The organism is Psychroserpens jangbogonensis, from assembly GCF_000797465.1.
Classification (GTDB): domain Bacteria; phylum Bacteroidota; class Bacteroidia; order Flavobacteriales; family Flavobacteriaceae; genus Psychroserpens; species Psychroserpens jangbogonensis.
This window is the reverse complement of record NZ_JSWG01000006.1, coordinates 359,274-378,561: the sequence shown is the minus strand read 5'-3', so window position 1 is coordinate 378,561 and position 19,288 is coordinate 359,274. Positions and strand designations below refer to the sequence as shown.

Sequence of the window (19,288 nt, the reverse complement as noted above, 5' to 3'; positions counted from 1 at the left end):
CTTTGTAAAAGATTTTGTGACTTTGTAATTTTTAGACTTTGGATAATTTAATAATTAACCAACCTATTTAAATAGGTGTAAATTTTAGAAATTATGAGACAAAGACTCAGCAAATCAATCAAAATAGTGTTTTTATTCAGTGTTGTATTCCATTTATTCACAAACTGTGAAAAGAATGACCCAATTGCTTTTGAGAATACTAATAAAAACAAATTTTCATATAAAGTAGTTTCACTTAATGCTATGAATGAATTGCAACCTGTTGTAGATAATATTATGCAAATCACTCCAAAATACTCAAGTTTCTCTAGAAATGTAAGTGATTTTGTGTTAGTTGAAAATATGGATACAGATCACGTCATTCAAATAACAGATGAGAATGGATATTCGACCTATACATTTAAAATTTTGAATGATGATGAAACAACTCTTATTGAAAACTTATATGTGTTAGAAACTCTTGAAGGTTACATTGCTTATATTCTAAGTTATGAACCAGATGAAGACTGGTATTCTAACCCGTCGAATTTTACTCCAGAAGGTGATTGGTATTTTAATCTATCTAATTTTCAAGGTGAGATTACAAAATACTCTTTAGAAAGAGAAATTATTTGGACGACTAAAGAAGAAGATACGGATTCATCAAGTGCTTCTAGAGTTGGTGGTTTTATTGAAGTTTGTGTTTTTTCTACTGTTCCATCTTGCGATTATGGAGGGCAAATGCATCCTTGGGGAGCAAACTGTACCGGGAATTTAAGTTATGAAACTGTTGAAACCTGCCATACAGTTTGGTCAAGTGGAGGTGGAAGTACAAATGGAACTAATGATGGGAATAACAATCAAAATGGAGGAAGTAATAATAATTACGATTGCAATTCTACGGGAACTACGATTATTAATGATGTCCCAATTGAAGGAATAAATTCAAGTTGTACACCTAATGATAATACTGGGTTTGAAATAAATACTGATATGTATTTGTTATCAAATGAATTAAATCAAATATTAGATGAAAATGACTCTTTTGTGTTTGATGAAACTTTAGATTCTAATGAAACATTACATTTTAATTCAGTAAATGAGTTAGATTTATTTTTAGAAGATTTTGTATCTTCATTTATTCAAGACGAATTTGAGGTTTCCACTAATTCTGATGGAACTAAAACAACTAAATTTAAAGGAAAATTTACAAATGGAATAGTTATACCAGTTTATCTAAATGCTCATGTAACAAGTGTTTTGGATGATCCAGGTTCTCTATTAGAAAACGAATATGAAATAGAAGAAGTCACATCATTTGTTTCAGGTGTTACACCTTTTTTAGAATGGGAACAGAATTCTTATGAATATATTACTAATGAAACAACAACTATAGTTAGAATTGATGGACAATTCATCATTGGAGTAACTATAGATGGATTTAATATTGGGTATACTGAGGGTTGGATAATAGTAGTAGAATTAGATAACCAAACAGGTGAAAATATCGACATGTATATATTAGCAGTAGATTAACTTAATAAATTTTATTATGAAAGATATAGAAGTGATAAGTGTAGCATTAGTAATTTGGCAATTTGTATTAATATCTGCTGTTATACTAATAGTGATTTTTCTTATCAAATTTTACAAAAAAATCAGTAAACTAATTGACCTAAAAACGAAGTATTTAACAAGATTATTAGAGGAGAAAAACAAATAGTCTATTTTAAATCTTAATAAAGTTTAGCATTTTATATTAGTTGTAATCCTGTGCAATTTGATATCAAAAATCAAAAGTAATCAGTTATAAAAATAATATTAAGTGGAAACAACGTTAAACGACGGTTTTGGATCAATTAGTACAATTATGCAGATTTAGCAGTTTGTAATCCTTTTATTGACCTTAGTAATTACTGTAGTTATTGTTCGCCTTTACTTAAGACTAATGAAATTTCTTAAATTGATGATAAAGAAGTTAGAACTAAAAAGCAATAATTAAAGAGAATATATTATGGAAATAGTAACAGATCAAGATTTTGGAAGTGTTTATTATACAATGCAGTTTTTGTGGTATTTGAATGCCTTGTTAGTCATAATCGCTTGTGTTGCCTTGGTGAGACTCTATTTAAGACTAATGAAATATCTTAAGTTGAAGATTAAAGCATTAGAAAATAAAAACACACTTGAGTGAAAACAAAAAACACAGCTATAATATAGCTGTGTTTTTGTTTTAAATTTATTATGAGTTAGAAATATTGTCGCACTTTACCTAACAAGGAGGTAGGTTTGAGCATAAATTCTTCTTCTAATTCTTGCAAAGTTTTATCAGCAGTATGAATTTTGTCAAACATTCTTGCTCTTATTAAATAGATGGAAGGAATAATAACTGCCATTACCGGAACAATATATAATAAATCAAAATTATCAAAGAATTGAGTATCGGCATTTACGGTTCCAATTAATTGATAGATATACATAGAAATTGGCACTAATACTGCATGGTACCACCAATGACGACATGTGAAAAACCAAATAAACAGAAGTATCAATGGAGTTGTTTTTGTTAAAATCATCCAAACACTTGTGCTGGCATCATCATAATAACCACTGTCATAGGTAAAAAGGAAAGTTTCCCAAACTTTTGATTCAGGAACATAAACATATGAATAAAAGAAAATGGGAGTTAAAGCGATCAATACGCCTATAAAACTCCCATTTACAATACTTTTAGTATTAAAATTCCTATCCGTTAGGTGATTTTTTAACTTTCTTTTTGTCAATTTCTGTTTTGAATTGTCCATCTAGATTGATTAAATCAGTTGCGTGAGCTGTAAATAACATGCCTCCGAAAATCGCTAGTGCTAGTACATACTTTTTTGTTTTCATAATATAAGGGATTAATTAATTAATTGTTCAAATATACTTCGAGAGTACACTTTTAAACAGTTAAACGAGTGTTAAAAACAACTCTATTAATCGTCTTATGCTTACGGTTTTTCCGTACTTGCTAGTAACTATGCGGTCTAAGGTGTTCTATTTATTACTGCATATTGCAGCGCTCATAAGCAGGTTTTTGGGTTAATAATTCGTTTTGGCTCAATTTGAGGGTTCTTGAGATCTTGTCTTTATCTGTTATCGTTATCTCACTTACATCTTCAGGAAGCAAGTTTGCAACGTTTTCTGGCCATTCTATTAACAACCAATTTGTGTCTGAATTTAAATAGTCTTCAAAACCAAAATTTAAGGCTTCCATTTCATCTTCGATGCGATACATATCGAAATGAAAGATGTTTCCGTTTGGAGACTCGTACTCGTTTACTATAGAAAATGTCGGACTAGTAGCATCGTCTGTGCTTCCTAAAGCATGAACCATAGCTTTTATGAGTGTTGTTTTACCAACTCCCATAGTGCCATGAAACAAAACAACTTTTGAATTGATTTGTTCCAATAACCTAGTGGCTACCGACTCTAATTCGTTTATGTTATAGCTTATTTCCACAGTTTAATACTAAATTATAACACTCAAAGTGAACTTCGAGCATAATTCATTGGCAATAATAAGCATAAAATTTGAGAAAAACTAGAAAAAAGTGTATTTCAACGGATTTTTTTGCATTACATGGACTATTTTATTTCGGATTCATAACCACAAATGGTATAATCATTTCCTCTAAAGACACGCCTCCATGTTGGTAGGTATTTCTATAATAACCTACATAATGATTGTAGTTATTTGGATACGCCAAAAAGTAATCACTCTTTGCGAAAATAAATGAGCTGCTCATGGTAAGGCTAGGTAAACAAATGCTTTTTGGATCTTTTACAGCTAATACTTCTTTGTCTTCATAAGTTAAACTTCGTCCTGTTTTATAACGCAAATTTAAACTAGTATCTCTGTCTCCAATAACTTTGGATGGGTTCTTAACGTTAATTGTTCCATGATCAGTTGTTAAGATTAATTTAAAACCTAATTGCTGAGCTTGTTGAATCATTTCAAGTAATGGAGAGTTTTTAAACCAACTCACAGTTAACGAGCGATATGCTTTGTCATTGGAAGCTAATTCCTTAACAACATCCATTTCCGTTTTAGAATGGGATAACATATCTACAAAATTGTAAACAATCACAGAAAGGTCATTATCTTTTAAGCTCTTAAAGTTTTCAACTAATTTCTTTCCAGCTCTAAGGTTGGTGATTTTATGGTATGAGGTTTTTAAATTTTGAAGACCTAGACGTTTTAATTGTCCTTGTAAAAATTCATTTTCAAAAAGATTTTTTCCTCCATCATCAGTATCATTTTTCCATAGTTTAGGATGTAGACGTTCCATGTCACTTGGCATTAATCCTGAGAAAATCGCATTTCTTGCATACTGAGTAGCTGTTGGTAGAATACTGTAAAAAGGAGCTTCAGAAGCTTTCTTATAGTAATTGTTTACAATAGGCTCAAAAGCTTTCCATTGGTCATATCTTAAATTATCAATAACGACTAAAAGTGTTGGTTGTTTATCACTTAATTCTGGGACAACTTTATCTTTAAATAAGGTATGTGATAGAGTTGGAGCATCATTTTTATGATCAAACCAATCTTCGTAATTTTTTTCAATGAATCTTCCGAATTGATGATTAGCTTCATTTTTCTGAGATTCTAAAATTTCAGTCATTCCAACATCCTCAATGTCTTCAAGTCTTAATTCCCAATACACAAGTTTTTGATAAAGGTCACTCCATTCTTCAAACGTATTTACCATAGATAAATCCATAGCTATTTTTCTGAATTCTTGCTGATAATTAGAGGTTGTTTTTTCAGACACCAGTCTTGAGTGGTCTAAATTTTTCTTTAAACTCAACAAGATCTGATTCGGATTAACTGGTTTTATAAGGTAATCGGCAATTTTATTGCCAATTGCTTCTTCCATAATATATTCTTCCTCACTTTTTGTAATCATCACTACAGGAAGATTAGCTCGTCTTTCTTTAATTTCATTAAGCGTTTCTAATCCTGTCAAGCCTGGCATGTTTTCGTCTAAAAAAACAATATCAAAATTAGTATCATCAATAATTTCAAGAGCTTCTGTACCACTTTGGCAAGTTGTAACGTTATATTGTTTTTTTTCTAAAAAAAGGATATGCGGTTTTAAAAGATCGATTTCATCGTCAACCCAAAGGATATTTATAGTGTTCATGTATATTTGTTTATTATTAATGTAAACTTTAATGTTTGATGACAAGTAACAAACTTAAAATCTTTAACGATCCAATTTACGGATTTATTACTATTCCGAGTTCTCAAATTTTCGATTTAATTGAACATAAATACTTTCAAAGGTTACGTCGTATTACTCAAATGGGTTTGTCATACTTAGTTTATCCTGGTGCAAATCACACACGTTTTCATCATGCAATAGGTTGTATGCATTTAATGCAAAAAGCCATTAATGTGCTTCGTTTTAAAGGAGTTACGATTTCTGGAGATGAAGAACATGCTTTGTATTCTGCCATATTATTACACGATATTGGACATGGTCCTTTTTCTCATGCCATGGAACATAGCATTGTAAATGGTGTATCACATGAAGAGATTTCATTGCTATTTATGGAAAAACTGAATAAAGAATTTAACGGAAGTTTAACGCTTGCTATTAAAATTTTTAAAGGAGAATATGAACGTCCGTTTTTGTGTGAGTTAATTTCTAGCCAGTTAGACATGGATCGTTCAGATTATTTAAAACGAGATAGTTTTTATACAGGAGTGGCAGAAGGAAACGTTAACAGTGAACGTTTAATTACAATGCTTAATGTAGAAAACGATAGGTTGGTAATAGAAGAGAAAGGTATATACAGTGTTGAAAAATTCCTTGTCGCTAGACGCTTTATGTATTGGCAAGTTTATCTACATAAAACAGGTTTAGTTGCCGAACAATTATTAACTAGAGTGCTCAAACGTGCAAAAGAGCTGTCCAGTTTAGGTGTGGATTTACCATCAAGTAGAGCATTGCATTATTTTTTAAACAATGAAGTGTCTTTAGCTAATTTTGATGATACAACTTTAGAAACCTTCTCAAAACTAGACGATACTGATATTATTTCGGCAATGAAAGACTGGCAATATCACGATGATTTTGTCCTTAGTAATTTGTGTGAAATGATTATTAATAGGAATCTCTTAAAAATCAAACTAAAAAATAAACCTATAAAAACTAAGCTATTAGAGAACCATCTTAATGAATTAATGGCAAAACATAATATTTCTGAAGAAGAGGCAAAATATTTCGTGTTTATCGATAGTATTTCAAATCAAGCATATCAATCTAAAATGCAAACCATTAAGATTCTTCAAAAATCAGGAAAAGTTGTTGATATAACTAAAGCCTCAGATCAGTTTAGTATAAAAGCTTTGTCAAAACCAGTTACTAAGTATTATATCTGTTATCCAAAGCCTTAATTGACTTAAGCAAGCTTATTATGAACACCAATTTATGAATCAAAACTGCCATTAAAATTAATCTCACCAAGCATTTTTGTATTGCTTTTAGCTTCTGTTAGATAAACTACTCAAAATCTACCATAATATGTGATACATTTTTTCTATTTTTGCTAGAATGAAGTTTACAGCACAACAAATAGCTGGAATCTTAGAAGGAGACATTGAAGGTAATCCAGATGTTGAAGTTTCTAAGCTTTCAAAGATAGAAGAAGGTACTAAAGGCTCTTTAACCTTTCTTGCTAATCCGAAGTACACATCTTATATTTATTCTACAAAAGCTTCAATAACTATTGTAAATAAAACATTTGAACCAGAACATGACATAAGTACTACTTTAATAAAAGTAGATGATGCTTATAAATCGTTTTCTCAACTTTTAGAATACTATAATCAAGTAAAGAACAATAAAGTAGGTATTGAGCAACCAAGTTTTAAATCGGAATCTGCATCTCATGGTGAAAATGTATATCTAGGAGCATTTTCTTATTTAGGAGACAATGTAACACTTGGTGATAATGTAAAAATATATCCACATGCCTATATAGGAGATAATGTTACCATTGGTAATAATACCACCATATTTTCTGGAGTAAAATTATACTCTGAAACGGAAGTAGGTAATAATTGTATTATTAATAGTGGTGCAATTATTGGAGCTGATGGTTTTGGCTTTACACCAGATGAAAATGGGGAGTTTAAAAAAATTCCGCAAACAGGAAATGTAATAATTGAAGATAATGTTGATATTGGATCTGCAACTACAATAGACAGAGCTACTCTGGGATCTACAATTATTAGAAAAGGAGTTAAATTAGATAATCAAATACAAATTGCTCATAATGTAGAAATTGGCGAGCATACTGTAATTGCTGCACAAACTGGCATTGCAGGTTCTACCAAAGTTGGTAAAAACTGTTTGATTGGAGGTCAAGTTGGTGTAGCAGGTCATCTTACTATTGGAAACAATGTAAAAGTTCAAGCACAAACTGGTATTGGTCATCGCGTAAAGGATGGTGAAAAACTATATGGTTCTCCGGCAATAGATTATGGGAATTATGTAAAATCATATGTACATTTTAAAAACTTACCAGAACTTGTCAAAAAAATAAACGATTTAGAAAAGAAAGTAGATGCCAATAATTAAAACTGACGTTAAACAAAGGACCATAGAAAAAGAAATCTCTCTCACAGGAGTTGGACTGCATACAGGTAAAGATGTAATGCTTACGTTTTGTCCTGCGCCAACTAATAATGGGTTTTCTTTTAAAAGAGTAGATCTTGAAGGGTCTCCAGTTATTGAAGCTGACGCAAACTATGTGACGAACACACAACGAGGAACACGCTTAGAAAAGAATGGGGTGACTATTCAAACCTCAGAGCACGTTCTAGCAGCCTTAGTGGGCTTAGATATTGACAATGCTATTATTGAGCTAAATGCATCAGAGCCTCCAATTATGGATGGTTCTTCAAAGTTTTTTGTTGAAGCACTTGAAAAAGCTGGTATCACTGAACAAGATGATTTTAGAGAAGAATATGTAGTTTCAGATGTAATATCATATTCTGATGAAGAAACTGGTAGTGAAATCATAGTTATGCCTTCCAAAGAGTACAAAGTTACTACAATGGTAGATTTTGGAACCAAAGTTTTGGGAACTCAAAATGCGACACTAAATCATATTTCAGATTTTAAAAAAGATATTTCAGATTCTAGAACATTTAGTTTTTTGCATGAAATTGAAACCTTATTAGAAAGCGGATTAATAAAAGGTGGAGATTTAAATAATGCTATAGTTTACGTTGATAAGGAATTATCTCCAGATACTATGGAAAAGCTGAAAGTGGCCTTTAAAAAAGATTCCATTTCTATTAAGCCAAATGGTATTTTAGATAACCTTACCCTTCATCATCCTAACGAAGCAGCTAGACATAAATTATTAGATGTTGTTGGAGATTTAGCGCTTATAGGAACTAGAATAAAAGGAAAGGTTATAGCAAATAAGCCTGGACATTTTATTAACACACAGTTTGCTAAGAAAATCTCCAAAATCATAAAAAACGAACGTCGTAATAACGTTCCACAAATTGATTTGAATCAAGAGCCTTTAATGGATATCATTCAAATTATGGATATGTTACCACATAGACAACCATTCCTATTGTTGGATAAGGTATTTGAGCTTTCAGATTCTCACGTGATTGGAATGAAGAACGTGACTATGAATGAAGAATATTTTAAAGGTCATTTCCCTGGAGCTCCTGTAATGCCTGGAGTACTTATAGTTGAAGCAATGGCTCAAACAGGTGGTATTTTAGTGCTTAGCACAGTTCCTGATCCAGAGAATTACTTAACATTCTTTATGAAAATTGATAAAGTTAAATTCAAAAAGAAAGTAGTGCCTGGTGATACACTTATATTTAAATGTGATTTAATTACACCAATACGAAGAGGTATTTGTCACATGCAAGGCTATGCCTATGCCAATGGAGTGCTTTGCGCTGAAGCAGAGTTAATGGCACAAATTTCAAAAGTAAAATAAAAACAAAAAAATGAACCAACCTTTAGCATACGTACATCCAGGAGCAAAAATAGCGAAGAATGTAGTCATCGAACCTTTTACTACTATTTATAGTAATGTTACTATAGGTGAAGGTACTTGGATTGGAAGTAATGTTACCATCATGGAAGGCGCTCGTATCGGGAAAAATTGTAGTATATTTCCTGGTTCTGTTATTTCTGCTGTTCCTCAGGATTTAAAATATGACGATGAAGACACATTAACAATAATTGGTAACAATGTTACTATAAGAGAATGTGTAACTATAAATAGAGGAACTACTGACAGAATGAAAACTGTTATTGGTGATAATTGTTTAATTATGGCTTATTGCCATGTTGCTCACGATTGTATTGTGGGTAATAATTGTATTTTCTCTAATAATACCACTTTAGCTGGACATATAAATGTAGGAGATTTTGTTGTTTTAGCTGGTATGACAGCTGTTCATCAGTTTTGTTCTATTGGAAATCATGCCTTTGTAACTGGTGGTTCTTTAGTAAGAAAAGATGTACCTCCTTTTGTTAAAGCTGGTCGAGAACCTTTATCATATGTAGGTATTAATTCTGTTGGATTACGTCGTCGTGGATTCTCTACTGAAAAAATTAGAGAGATTCAAGATATCTATAGAATGTTGTATCAAAAGAATTACAATAACACTCAGGCTTCAGATTTAATTGAAGCGGAAATGGAAGCCACTACTGAGCGTGATGAAGTTCTTCAGTTTATAAAGAATTCTCATCGAGGAATCATGAAAGGTTACTTCAAATCTAATTAATTTAAAAGTTTAAATAAACTCTGTAACTAGCTATTTGTTAGTTAAATAAAATAAAATAATTTATGGCAAGTACTTCAGATATAAGAAACGGATTGTGTATTAAATATAACAATGATATCTATAAAATCATAGAATTCCTTCACGTAAAACCAGGTAAAGGACCAGCTTTTGTAAGAACAAAAATGAAAAGCGTTACTTCCGGAAAGGTTTTAGATAATACATTTTCAGCAGGACATAAAATTGAAGATGTACGAGTAGAAACTCATAAATTTCAGTACTTATATAATGATGGTGAATTCTATCATTTTATGAATGAAGCTGATTATACTCAAATTCGATTATTAGAAGCCGCTTTAGATAGGGCAGATTTAATGAAGGAAGGTCAAATAGTTACTATTCTTATCAATACAGAAGATAGTATGCCGCTTTCAGTTGATATGCCAGCTACTGTAATATTAGAAGTTACAGCAACAGAGCCTGGTGTTAAAGGAAATACCGCTACAAATGCAACTAAACCTGCAACAGTAGAAACAGGTGCCGAAGTAAATGTCCCTTTGTTTATTAATGAAGGCGATAAAATAAAAGTAGAAACAGAAAAAGGAACGTATAAAGAACGTATTAAGGAATAATGAAGTTTCCTAAACCGTATACACTTAAAGATATTGCAGCCATTATTTCAACAGAATATGTTGGATCTGATGATTTTCCTGTTTTAGGAATGAATGAAATTCATGTTGTAAAATCTGGAGATATTGTTTTTGTTGATCATCCTAAGTACTACGATAAGGCTTTGGAGTCTGCAGCAACAATTGTTCTTATTAATAAAGAAGTAGAATGTCCTGAAGGGAAAGCATTGCTTATTAGTGATGATCCATTTAGAGATTTTAATAAACTTACGCAATACTTTAAACCATTTCAGTCATCTCCCACAACCATTTCTCCTTTGGCAAAAATTGGAGAAAACACAATTATTCAGCCAAATGCTTTTGTTGGTAATAATGTAGTAATTGGTGACAATTGCATTATACATTCTAATGTGAGTATTTATGATGATACCATTATAGGAAATAATGTGACCATTCATTCTGGAACTGTTTTAGGTGCTAACGGATTCTATTATAAAAAGCGTCCTGAAGGTTACGATCAGTTATTGTCAGGAGGTCGCGTTGTAATTGGAGATCATGTTGATATTGGAGCTTGTTGTACTATCGATAAAGGAGTAACTGGTGATACAACCATTGGAGATGGATCAAAATTAGACAACCAGATTCAAGTTGGCCATGATACAGTGATTGGTAAAAAATGCCTTATTGCTTCACAAACAGGAATTGCAGGATGTGTGGTAATTGAAGATGAAGTAACAATTTGGGGACAAGTTGGTACAGCTAGTGGCATAACCATTGGAGCTAAAGCTGTTGTACAAGCACAAGCTGGTGTTACTAAATCTATTGAAGGAGGAAAAGCATATTGGGGAACTCCAATACAAGAAGCACGTCAAGAATTGAAACGATTGGCTTCTATTAAACAAATTCCAAGAATCTTAGAAGAACTAAAAAAACTAAAATGAGTCCAAAAGAAATAGTTAATAATTTTTATCAATCCGACTTGGCAAAAGATGATAAAATCATGAACTTCTTTCATGAAAACTGTGAGTTAAGTTGGAATAGTAGTAAAGGGTTTACAAAACTAGATTTTCAAGGTATTGATGACATGTTGAAAGGTGTTCAGAAATCATATCTTTCATTTAAGTTTAGAGTGAGCCATCTACTGCAAGATAACAACACAATAACTGTCAGATATACTATTTATGCTACTACAATAGAACGACCAGAGAAAGAAGATGCATTAGCTCATTTCATAACAATTTGGGAAGTTAAAGACAATAAAATGTATAGAGGTTTTGAGATTAGTCAGTTAGCAGATATTAGTTCTGATAGTTTAAATTCTTATGCTGAAATAAAAGTTTAAAAAGGTTTAAAAATCATTATCAAAAACTTATTTTTGCAAAACGAATTGCCAATTTAAAATTCATTAAAAAAATCAAACACAAATGAGCGTTTTAGTTAATAAAGATTCAAAAATAATAGTTCAAGGTTTTACTGGTAGCGAAGGTACTTTTCACGCTGGACAAATGATTGAATACGGTACAAATGTAGTAGGAGGAGTTACTCCAGGAAAAGGAGGTCAAACTCATTTAGATAAGCCAGTTTTTAACACAGTTCAAGAAGCTGTTGAAAAAGTTGGAGCAGATACTACTATTATTTTTGTTCCACCAGCATTTGCTGCTGATGCTATTATGGAAGCTGCAGATGCAGGTATAAAAGTGATTATTACAATTACGGAAGGTATTCCTGTTGCAGATATGATTAAAGCTTCAAATTATATAAAAGGAAGAGATTGTCGCCTAATTGGACCTAACTGTCCAGGTGTAATTACTCCAGGAGAAGCAAAAGTTGGTATTATGCCAGGATTTGTTTTCAAAAAAGGAAAAGTAGGTATTGTTTCTAAGTCAGGAACTTTAACTTATGAAGCTGCTGATCAAGTTGTAAAACAAGGTTTAGGAATTACAACGGCTATTGGTATTGGTGGTGATCCAATTATTGGAACAACAACTAAAGAAGCTGTTGAGTTATTAATCAACGATCCAGAAACCGAATGTGTGGTTATGATTGGTGAAATTGGAGGTCAATTAGAAGCAGATGCTGCTAAATGGTACCAAAACAGTGGTAGTAAGAAACCTATAGTTGGTTTTATAGCAGGCGAAACTGCTCCAGCTGGACGTACAATGGGTCATGCAGGTGCAATTGTAGGTGGTAGTGATGACACAGCTCAAGCTAAAAAAGCAATTATGAGAGAATGCGGAATTCATGTAGTTGAATCTCCTGCAGAAATAGGAAAAAAAGTAGCAGAAGTTATTAGTTAACCTCTTGTTAAAATATATATAAAAACATCACGTTATTATTCCGTTAGCTTTATTTTAGCTAACGGATTTTTTTTTACTAATAAACACTATCACACAAACATGAAGTACTTTAAATTAATTGCTTTGGTTGCATTTGTAGCAATTGCTTACAGTTGTAAAACCGAAAGCAGTAACAAGGATTTGGCATATTCGGTCGAGTCTCAAAAAGACGCTAGCGGTTTTTCTTATGAAACTGTAGCCAACGATCCAACAGGCTTACGATTATATACTTTAGAGAATGGTCTTAAAGTATATCTGAGTAAAAATAGTGATGAGCCTAAAATCCAAACTTATATTGCTGTAAGAGCAGGTTCTAACTATGATCCAAAAGAATCAACGGGGTTAGCTCATTATCTGGAGCACATGGTATTTAAAGGGACAGATAAGATTAGTTCTATAGATTGGGAAAAAGAGAAGGTTTTCTTAGATCAAATTTCAGATTTATACGAACAACATAGAGCTGAGTCTGATCCAGATAAAAAGATTGAGATTTATAAAAAGATTGATGAAGTGTCTTTAGAGGCTTCAAATTATGCAGTAGCTAATGAATATGATAAGATGATTAGTTCATTAGGAGCAACTGGAACAAATGCATATACGTCGTTTGAGCAAACGGTTTATACCAATAAAATTCCAGCTAACGAATTTGATAAATGGTTAATGGTTGAAAGTGAACGTTTCAGTCAATTAGTATTACGATTATTTCATACAGAATTGGAAGCTGTATTTGAAGAATTTAATAGAGGACAGGATAATGATGGTTGGAAAAGTTATTTTGCTATGATGGATGGGTTATTTCCTAATCACCCTTACGGACAACAAACAACTATTGGAGTAGCTGAACATTTGAAAAACCCTTCAATGATTGATATTCATAATTATTTTGATAAGTATTATGTACCTAACAATATGGCAATGGTATTAGTTGGAGATTTAGATTTTGATGAAACCATCAAAAAGGTTAATGATACTTTCGGAAAACTTGAAAACAAAGAAGTTTTGCATCCAACACTTCCTAAAGAAGAACCAATAACAACAACAATTGTTAAGGAAGTTTTTGGACCAACAGCAGAAAACATTTCAATTGCATATAGAACAGAAGGAACAAGTACAGAACAAGAAAAATTGATAACCCTTTGCGATATGATTCTAGCAAATGGCAATGCAGGTTTAATTGATTTAAATCTTAATCAAAAGCAAACAGTTCAAAGTGCTGGTTGTTCCCCTAGATTTATGAAAGAATATGGACATCATACTTTTTATGGTTCTCCAAAAGAAGGACAAACACTTGATGACGTAAAGCTTTTATTGTTAGCTCAAATCGAAAAATTAAAAAACGGTGAATTTGATGACTGGATGATTGATGCTGTAGTAAATGACTTAAAATTGAGTCAGACTCAACAATATGAGAATAGTACAGCTTTAGCAAACATGTATGTTAATGCGTTTGTTAATCAAGAAGATTGGAATCGAAAAGTTGAATTTTTACAGGATCTAAAAGATATTTCTAAACAAGAGCTTGTTGATTTTGCTAAAGGTTTTTACAAAGATAATTATGTAATCACTTACAAACGACAAGGTGAAGACAACTCTATTGTTAAGGTTCAAAACCCTGGAATTACTCCAGTGAATGTAAATAGAAACAAAAGTTCTGAGTTCCTTGCTAATTTTAATAAAACCGAATCACAACTTTTGAAGCCTAAGTATGTAGATTATAAAGTCGCTATTAAAACCACTAAAATGGATAATGGCATTGAAGTGTCTTATATTAATAATGAGCAGAATGACTTATTTGATATGAATATCATCTTCGATATGGGAAGTGATAATGATAAGAAATTAGGACTTGCTGCTGGATATATGGAATATTTAGGTACGGATAAATATTCTGCTGAAGAACTTAAAAAGGAATTCTACAAATTAGGAGTTAAATATTATGTGAGTGCAGGAGCAGAAACTACTTATGTTGGCTTAAATGGATTAAAGGAGAATTTACCAAAAGGCTTAGAGCTTTTAGAACACTTATGGAATAATGCTGTTCCTGATGAAGTAGCATATAATAAATACGTTGAGTCAATTACAAAAGGTAGAGTAGATGGTAAATCACAAAAAGGAAATATCCTTTGGAATGGTTTAATGAGCTACGGGAAATATGGCGATAACTCACGTTTAAGAAATATCTTCCAAACGAAAGAGCTTACTGCTATGGACCCTGCAGAATTAGTTGAAATAGTAAAAGGAATGAAAAACTTTGAGCAACGTGTTTTTTACTACGGAAAAGATATCGATGCTGCTGTAGCAGCTTTAAATACTAATCATACAGTTTCTGGAAATTTAAAAACATATCCAGAAGCAATGGCTTATCTAGAAAAAGAAACTGGTGGCAATGTCTATTTTGTTGATTTTGATATGGTTCAATCTGAAATGCTATTCTTAGCAAAAGGAGACCCTTTCAAAGCGGAAAACATGGCAGCTTCAAGATTATTTAATACGTATTTTGGTAGCGGATTAGCATCTATTGTTTTTCAAGAAATTAGAGAATCAAAATCATTAGCATACTCAGCATTTTCTAGTTATAGTACGGCAAGTAAAAAGGATGATAACAACTATGTTATGGCTTATATGGGAACACAAGCCAATAAAATGCCTCAAGCTGTTGAAGCAATGATGGAATTGATGACTAATATGCCTGAAGCTGAAGAGCAATTCAATGCAGCTAAAGAAGCAACACTAAAAAAGATAGCTGCACAACGTATTACGAAATCTAGTATTTTCTGGACATATGAAGGTCTCAAGAGACGAGGTATTGATAATGACAATAGAGAAGATATGTACAATACCATAAAGGATATGACAATGGATGATTTACGTAATTTCTTTAACACCAATATTAGTGGAGAGAATTATAATGTAATGGTTATTGGTAATAAAAAAGACATTGACTTTGAAGCTTTGAAAAAATTAGGAGAACTTCAAGAAATGGATGTTGATTATCTATTTAATTACGAACAGCCTGAAGAGGTTAAAATGTAATCTAACAATAAATAATTTTATAAAAAGGCAGCTTCATTTTGGAGCTGCCTTTTTTGTTTGTAAATGGTCTACAATTAGTTTTAAAAACAAATTACTTTCATATCTTTAGATTCTTATTAAAAACTAATTTAAAAAATGAAAAAATCAACCTTTATTTTTCTTCTTTGTACTTTGTTTTGTTTGCAATCTGTTGTTGCTCAAAAATCTAAGAAAGAAGACAAACAACCTCTAGATGAAATTAAAATTGACGGATTAAAATGGCGTAACATTGGCCCTTCATTAACATCTGGACGTATATCAGATGTTGCAGTAAATCCTACTAATCCATTTGAATACTATGTTGCAGCTTCTGCTGGTGGTGTTTGGAAAACTGTAAATTCTGGTGTAACCTTTGAACCAATCTTCGATAATGAAGGTTCTTATTCAATTGGTTGTATCACAATAGATCCAAATAATTCAAATGTAATTTGGGTTGGTACTGGTGAAAACAATAATCAGCGTTCTGTATCTTTTGGTGATGGTGTTTACAAATCTATAGATGGAGGTTCTACTTGGAAAAATATGGGATTAAAAACATCTGAGCATGTTGGAAAAATTATTGTGCATCCAGACGATTCTAATGTTGTATTCGTTGCTGCTATTGGTCCATTATGGAGTAAAGGAGGAGAACGTGGTTTATATAAATCTACTGATGGTGGAGAAAATTGGAAAGCCGTTTTAACCGTAGACGAACACACTGGTGTTAATGATGTGGTTATGGATTTAACAAACCCGGATGTTCTATATGCTTCTACATTACAACGAAGACGTCATGTCTATACATATGTTGGTGGTGGGCCAGGTTCTGGACTTCATAAAAGTACTGATGGAGGAAATACATGGACTGAAAGTCAAACAGGTTTACCTAGTGTAGAATTGGGAAGAATAGGTTTGTCTATTTCACCTGCTGATCCAGAAATAATTTATGCTATAGTAGAAGCTGCTGATGGTAAAGGTGGATTTTTCGCTTCTACAAATAGAGGAGCAAGTTGGGATAAACGAAGCTCTCATAAAACTAGTGGTAACTATTATCAAGAAATTATAGCAGATCCAGTAGATCCAAATACAATTTATTCAATGGATACCTGGATGTCGGTTAGTCATGATGGCGGACGAACTTTTAATGGTGTAGGAGAGGTTTTTAAACATGTAGATAACCATTGTATGTGGATTGATCCTAATAATAATGAGCATTGGTTAGTTGGATGTGATGGTGGTATGTACGAAACATTTGATGCTGCTAAAACTTGGGATTTTAAAGAAAACATTCCTGTAACTCAGTTCTATAAAGTTGCTGTCGATAATGATTATCCGTTTTACAATGTATATGGTGGAACTCAAGATAACTTTAGTATTGGTGGACCTTCAAGAGTGTTAACAAATCATGGGATTACAAATTTCGATTGGTTTATCACAAATGGAGGAGATGGTTTCGAATCACAAATAGATCCTGAAAACCCGAATATAGTCTACGCACAATCACAAAATGGATACTTAGTTCGTTTTGATAAACTAAGTGGAGAAATTATGGGTATTCAACCTGCAGAACGAGATGGAGAAGATGCCTATCGCTTTAATTGGGATTCGCCTTTGGCTGTTAGTAAGCATAAATCTGGACGATTATATTTTGCAGGAAATAAAGTATTTCGTTCTGATGATTATGGAAATAGTTGGAATGTTATTAGTGATGATTTATCAAAGCAAATTAACAGAAATACATTGAAAGTTTATGATCGTGTAGTGAGTGTAGATGCCGTTGCAAAAAATGGATCTACATCACTATTTGGAGCTGTCGTATCTTTATCAGAATCTCCAATTGATGAAAACTTATTAGCTGTTGGTACAGATGATGGTCTGGTTCATATTTCAGAAAATGGAGGAAACGCTTGGCGAAAGATTTCAAGTATTCCTGGAGTACCTAATCAATCCTATGTGAATTCAGTTTACTTATCTAAGCATGATGTAAATGTGTTGTATGTTGCATTTAATCATCATAAGTATGGGGATTTTAAGCCTTACATTTTCAAATCTTCAGATAAAGGAACAACTTGGACAAACATAAGTAGTAACTTACCTAAGGGTAGTGTTTATTCTATTGAGGAAGATCATGTAGACAAAAATTTAATTTTTTGCGGAACGGAATATGGTGCGTTTTTCTCACCAAATCAAGGACAGCGTTGGAAAGAATTATCGGCAGGATTACCAACAATTGCTGTTAGAGATATTGCAATTCAAGAGCGTGAAAATGATTTAGTTTTAGGAACATTTGGAAGAGGGTTTTACGTATTAGATGATTATTCAGCATTACGTACTATTGAAAATAACAAACCTTCAGAGACAGCAATTTTATACCCTGTTCGTGAAGCATTAAGTTGGGAACGAAGCTCTCCTTTGGGGTTGCCAGGAAAATCATTTCAAGGTGATAATTTTTTTACTGCTGAAAATTTAGGACCTGAAGCTATGATTACTTATTACTTTAATGAGACTCATAAATCATTGAAGGATAAACGTTCAGAAAAAGAAAAAGAACTCATTAAGTCTAAAAAAGACACACCTTATCCTAATTATAATGAATTAAAAGCTGAAGGAGATGAAGAAGATCCTCAACTCGTATTTACTATTAAAAACAGTACAGGTACTGTTGTAAAAAAAGAATTTAAGGCACCAAAAGAAGGCGTACAACGTTTTCACTGGGATTTAAGATATACCCTTCCAAATCCAATAGATTTAAGCTCGTCTTCTTTCTATAACCCTTGGGCAGCTATTGACGAAGGTACTTTAGTAGAGCCAGGAACTTATACAGTTCAAATGGATCTATTTAAAAATGGTTCTATGTCATCCTTAGTTGGTCCCAAATCATTTACAGTTAAAGCTTTAAAAAACACTGTTATGCCTACTGATGATAGAGCTGCTAAAGTTGCTTTCCAGAAAGGTGTATCACAACTTGAAGCAGATTATTCAGTAACGCAAACTATTATGGACGAGACTAATAATAAGTTGCGCTATATTAAAGCGGCTATAAAACGTTCTGAGCAATCTTATGAAACATTAACTGCTTCAGTATTGTCAATTGAAGATAAACTTCAAGCAATCAACTTAGAGCTTTATGGAGATCCTATAAAAAGGAAGTTAGATGTGAGTCAATCACAAACACCAGCGAATAGGATAGGAATAATTAGTTACGAGCAAAAATATTCTACATCTGCACCTACAGAAACACATAAGAATAGTTTTGCTATTGCTAAAAGACAAATAAATGCAATTAAGAATAAGGTTGAAGCTATTTACAATGTAGATATAAAACAACTAGAGCAAAAGTTAATTGCTTCTGGAGCGCCTTATACGCCAGGACGTGGTTATAAAAACTAAAGTGAATTATTGAAATTGATTTTAAAGTCAGCTACTATTACAGTAGCTGACTTTTTTATAAAAGAAAGTACTGTTAAGGTTTATTA

The 19,288-nt window shown here is 32.2% G+C and carries 16 protein-coding genes; 12 read left to right on the top strand and 4 right to left on the bottom strand.

The window, feature by feature from the left end; translation table 11 throughout:
• The first annotated feature begins 93 nt into the window (after window positions 1-93).
• Together RH81_RS05080 and RH81_RS05075 are read left to right on the top strand one after the other, a co-directional pair.
• Complete coding sequence (locus tag RH81_RS05080; RefSeq protein ID WP_033958578.1) at window positions 94-1,515, top strand: hypothetical protein; 1,422 nt, start codon at window positions 94-96, stop codon at window positions 1,513-1,515.
• Between the two features lie 478 nt (window positions 1,516-1,993).
• Window positions 1,994-2,173 (top strand): hypothetical protein, encoded by a 180-nt coding sequence (locus RH81_RS05075; protein ID WP_033958575.1) that lies wholly within the window; start codon window positions 1,994-1,996, stop codon window positions 2,171-2,173.
• 55 nt (window positions 2,174-2,228) lie between these two features.
• Here the strand turns inward: RH81_RS05075 and RH81_RS05070 are convergent, their stop codons facing one another.
• The 4 genes from RH81_RS05070 to porX all read right to left on the bottom strand — a co-directional run bounded on the left by RH81_RS05070 (window position 2,229) and on the right by porX (window position 5,165).
• Entirely contained in the window at window positions 2,229-2,762 is a 534-nt protein-coding gene (locus RH81_RS05070; protein ID WP_241478957.1) for a hypothetical protein, read from the bottom strand.
• Entirely contained in the window at window positions 2,725-2,868 is a 144-nt protein-coding gene (locus RH81_RS17120; RefSeq protein ID WP_173424364.1) for a hypothetical protein, read from the bottom strand. The genes RH81_RS05070 and RH81_RS17120 overlap by 38 nt, the downstream gene beginning before the upstream one ends.
• Before the next feature lie 154 nt (window positions 2,869-3,022).
• The gene (gene tsaE / locus RH81_RS05065) at window positions 3,023-3,481 is read right to left on the bottom strand and encodes a tRNA (adenosine(37)-N6)-threonylcarbamoyltransferase complex ATPase subunit type 1 TsaE (protein ID WP_033958568.1); all 459 of its coding nucleotides are present in this window, start codon (window positions 3,479-3,481) and stop codon (window positions 3,023-3,025) included.
• 130 nt (window positions 3,482-3,611) lie between these two features.
• A complete protein-coding gene (gene porX, locus RH81_RS05060; RefSeq protein WP_033958567.1) occupies window positions 3,612-5,165 on the bottom strand; it encodes a T9SS response regulator signal transducer PorX in 1,554 nt (517 codons plus the stop codon).
• A gap of 35 nt (window positions 5,166-5,200) precedes the next feature.
• Here porX and RH81_RS05055 point away from each other — a divergent pair, with 35 nt between their 5' ends.
• The 10 genes from RH81_RS05055 (at window position 5,201) to RH81_RS05010 (ending at window position 19,202) form a co-directional block, all read left to right on the top strand.
• Complete coding sequence (locus RH81_RS05055; protein WP_033958566.1) at window positions 5,201-6,424, top strand: HD domain-containing protein; 1,224 nt, start codon at window positions 5,201-5,203, stop codon at window positions 6,422-6,424.
• 157 nt (window positions 6,425-6,581) lie between these two features.
• On the top strand, window positions 6,582-7,610 hold the full coding sequence (lpxD, locus tag RH81_RS05050) for a UDP-3-O-(3-hydroxymyristoyl)glucosamine N-acyltransferase (protein WP_033958565.1): 1,029 nt from the start codon (window positions 6,582-6,584) through the stop codon (window positions 7,608-7,610).
• Entirely contained in the window at window positions 7,597-9,003 is a 1,407-nt protein-coding gene (locus RH81_RS05045) for a bifunctional UDP-3-O-[3-hydroxymyristoyl] N-acetylglucosamine deacetylase/3-hydroxyacyl-ACP dehydratase (RefSeq protein ID WP_033958564.1), read from the top strand. The genes lpxD and RH81_RS05045 overlap by 14 nt, the downstream gene beginning before the upstream one ends.
• A gap of 10 nt (window positions 9,004-9,013) precedes the next feature.
• A complete protein-coding gene (gene lpxA, locus RH81_RS05040) occupies window positions 9,014-9,799 on the top strand; it encodes an acyl-ACP--UDP-N-acetylglucosamine O-acyltransferase (protein WP_033958563.1) in 786 nt (261 codons plus the stop codon).
• Between the two features lie 62 nt (window positions 9,800-9,861).
• Window positions 9,862-10,428: an elongation factor P gene (efp, locus tag RH81_RS05035; protein WP_033958561.1), complete on the top strand. Its 567-nt coding sequence runs from the start codon at window positions 9,862-9,864 to the stop codon at window positions 10,426-10,428.
• The gene (locus RH81_RS05030; protein WP_033958558.1) at window positions 10,428-11,366 is read left to right on the top strand and encodes a UDP-3-O-(3-hydroxymyristoyl)glucosamine N-acyltransferase; all 939 of its coding nucleotides are present in this window, start codon (window positions 10,428-10,430) and stop codon (window positions 11,364-11,366) included. The genes efp and RH81_RS05030 overlap by 1 nt, the downstream gene beginning before the upstream one ends.
• Window positions 11,363-11,767 carry a nuclear transport factor 2 family protein gene (locus RH81_RS05025; RefSeq protein WP_033958555.1) on the top strand — a complete coding sequence of 135 codons (405 nt, stop codon included), beginning with the start codon at window positions 11,363-11,365 and terminating at the stop codon, window positions 11,765-11,767. The genes RH81_RS05030 and RH81_RS05025 overlap by 4 nt, the downstream gene beginning before the upstream one ends.
• Window positions 11,768-11,849: 82 nt before the next feature.
• Window positions 11,850-12,722, top strand: coding sequence for a succinate--CoA ligase subunit alpha (gene sucD, locus RH81_RS05020; protein WP_033958554.1), 873 nt, complete (start codon window positions 11,850-11,852; stop codon window positions 12,720-12,722).
• A gap of 99 nt (window positions 12,723-12,821) precedes the next feature.
• The gene (locus RH81_RS05015; RefSeq protein ID WP_033958553.1) at window positions 12,822-15,794 is read left to right on the top strand and encodes a M16 family metallopeptidase; all 2,973 of its coding nucleotides are present in this window, start codon (window positions 12,822-12,824) and stop codon (window positions 15,792-15,794) included.
• Between the two features lie 135 nt (window positions 15,795-15,929).
• Window positions 15,930-19,202, top strand: coding sequence for a WD40/YVTN/BNR-like repeat-containing protein (locus RH81_RS05010; protein ID WP_033958537.1), 3,273 nt, complete (start codon window positions 15,930-15,932; stop codon window positions 19,200-19,202).
• The last annotated feature ends 86 nt before the right edge of the window (window positions 19,203-19,288 follow it).